General features: G+C 68.9%; 3 protein-coding genes. 1 reads left to right on the top strand and 2 read right to left on the bottom strand.

All coding sequences use genetic code 11. From position 1 onward, the window contains the following. Positions 1–959 (top strand): glycerophosphodiester phosphodiesterase family protein (locus EQG76_RS04085; RefSeq protein WP_265338963.1); only part of this gene is annotated, 959 nt, incomplete at its 5' end. Between the two features lie 46 nt (positions 960–1,005). Here the strand turns inward: EQG76_RS04085 and EQG76_RS04080 are convergent. Then, a complete protein-coding gene (locus EQG76_RS04080; protein ID WP_159710849.1) occupies positions 1,006–1,587 on the bottom strand; it encodes a tyrosine phosphatase family protein in 582 nt (193 codons plus the stop codon). 16 nt (positions 1,588–1,603) lie between these two features. Continuing rightward, a partial coding sequence (locus tag EQG76_RS04075; protein ID WP_200840540.1) for a BKACE family enzyme occupies positions 1,604–1,916 on the bottom strand: 313 nt, incomplete at its 5' end.

The following is a 1,916-nucleotide window of genomic DNA, read 5'->3' as shown; positions in this document are numbered from 1 at the left end:
AGGGGGTGGGACCCACCACCAGCCTGATCCTGCCGACCGAGGCGCTGACGACCCCGATCGATGCGGACGGCGACGGCGTGGTGGAGACGACGAGCAAGCTGACCGGCGAGGTCACCGACTTTGTTCAGTTCGCCCATGACGCTGGCATGCAGGTGCATCCCTACACGCTGCGCGCGGAGCCGGTCTTCGTCCCGGCCGATGCCGAGGGCAATCCGCAGAGCATGGCGGACTTCGCCCGGCTGTTCATCAAGGCCGGGGTCGACGGCTTCTTCACCGACAACCCGGACATCGGCCGAGCGGTGGTGGACGGGATCACCGAGGGCTATCCGTTCCTGCAACTCGCCGAGGAGCAGCCGTTCCTGCCGGCGGACGCGCTGGGCATCCAAGGGGACCTGTTCGACCTGTCCGCGGAAGGTGGGCCGATCACGGTCGAGGTTGGCCTCCTGGAGCAGGTCGGCAAGCTCGACAATGCGTTGGGCGCCTACACCTACGATGCCGAGGGCACCATCACCGGGGCGCAGGTCCTGTTCGCGGATGCCGGTGCCGAGGGTGTCGAGGCTTCGGTGCGGGTGGAGGAGGGCGAAAATCTCGGCCTGTTCCTGATCTCGGACGGCGCGGCGCTGAACGGCGACCTGAGCGGTGCCGAGCTGCGCTTCGTGCGCGGCGGCACCGAGGAAGCCGGCTCCATCCATGACGGCGGCGACCTGGAGCTCATGCTCGAGCAGCCGGACGGGAGCCTTGAGGCCGTGCTGGGCGAGGTGTTCCACAGCGTCGACGTCAGCCCGGATGCCGCCGGCAACGAGCTCAATCCGGGCGGTGGCGTCCAGGTGGTGAGCGGCTTCTACCAGGGGCGGACGGCGCTCGGCTTCGAAGACCTGAACGTCGCTTCGGCTCGGGCCGATGGCGACTACAATGACCTGGTGGTCAGCGTGCGCAGCGTGGCCGCCGAGCTCGGTTAAGGCAGAAGAAAGCGGCCGGCGCACCTGCGCCGGCCGCCCGTACCCGTCAGCTTGCCGCCATCTCCAGCTCGCGCTGCCGGCCGAGCTGGGTCATCCATTCGTTGAAGCGCGGCTGCACCCGGAGCTGGTGGGCGTAGTGCCGGCTCAGCGCCTCGGTCAGCTGGCCGCCCCGGTCCAGCGCCTCGTCCGCGAAGCGGACCATGCGCGAGTTCGGCCAGGCCTGCGGGCGGATCTCGCGCAGGCGCTGGAACAGGTGGTCCGCGTCCTCGTCGGGGCGGGCCTGGACCATGAGCGTCAGCATCGCCGCGGTCGAGCGCGACACGCCCATGTGGCAGTGGACCAGGAGATGGCCCTCGGTGCGGCCGGTGCGCGATTCCGAGAGCTCCGCGCCGAAGCGCAGGATGTCCTGGACATGCTCCGGTTGGGGCAGGATCTGGCCGGGCCTGGGCTCGATGATGTCGTGGAAGCGCAGCGTGGTCCGCTCGTGCGCGTCATAACGGTCGAACGCGGCGATCTCCGGTGCCTCGGGATCCAGGATCGAGAGGACGTGGGTCACCAGCCGCTTGTCGTGCGACGGCAGCTCCTCGATGCCGCAGATCGTGAGCATGGAGATCGAGATCGATTGCATGACGGTCGTCCGTTGCTCAGGTGATCGCCGTCCGGGCCTTGCCCTTCAGACCGAGTATCTGGCGTGCCTCGTCCGGCGTGGCAATCTCCAGGCCCAGGCCTTCCACGATCTGCCGGGCCCGGGTCACCTGCTGGGCGTTGCTCTCGGCCAGTCGGCCAGGCCCATCCCAGAGATTGTCCTCCAGGCCGATCCGGACATGGCCACCCTGGGCCGCGGCGGTGGCGGCAATGTTCATCTGGTTGCGGCCCGCACCCAGGACCGACCAGACATAGCTGTCGCCGAACAGCCGGTCGGCGGTGCGCTTCATGTGGGCGACGTCGTCCGGATGG

The organism is Geminicoccus flavidas (genome assembly GCF_009806515.1).
GTDB lineage: Bacteria > Pseudomonadota > Alphaproteobacteria > Geminicoccales > Geminicoccaceae > Geminicoccus > Geminicoccus flavidus.
Note: the sequence above shows the minus strand (reverse complement) of the source record. Positions and strands in the feature narration are given on the sequence as shown.